We start from the raw sequence: 524 nt of genomic DNA, 5'->3' as shown, positions 1-524 counted from the left end.
ATCTTTGACTGGCATATTATACTCCCCTCCCCTGGATAACCCGGAGAAGTTTTTTGATATCTGACGGGGTAATGAGTTGTCCATCGATGCGGTTGGCAAGAAAGACCCGGTTCGGTTTTTCCACCGCCGCCTTCACCTGGGCCAGCACCTGGCCCATATTCATCTCGACCACTAAAACGGCCTTGGCACCGGCACATTTTCCCCGGACCAGTTCCGCCGGGAAGGGCCAGATGGACTGCAGCTCGAGGACGCCGATCTTCTCGCCTTTCACCCGCCGGTTTTTCGCCAGGTGGATGGCTGATCTGGCCGAAGAGCCGTAGGAGACGAGGACATATTCCGCATCCTCCATAAAATATTCCTTGTAGCGGGTGATGGCGTTAACGTTGTTTTCAATCTTGTCGATCAGATGGCGGAGCAGTTCGCTGACCACCTTCGGGTTGTTCGAGGGAAAGCCCCACATATCGTGAAACAGCCCGGTGACATTGTAGCGGTGCTCACCGCCGAAATCGGACATCGGCAGACGT

General features: G+C 55.2%; 1 pseudogene. It reads right to left on the bottom strand.

Going from position 1 to position 524, the window contains the following annotated elements:
* Positions 1 to 16: 16 nt before the first annotated feature.
* Positions 17 to 524, bottom strand: a pseudogene (locus ACYQ8U_RS23185) (2-oxoacid:acceptor oxidoreductase subunit alpha); the annotation flags it as partial.

The sequence above is a fragment of the Desulfocastanea catecholica genome (assembly GCF_054657295.1).
Note: the sequence above shows the minus strand (reverse complement) of the source record. Positions and strands in the feature narration are given on the sequence as shown.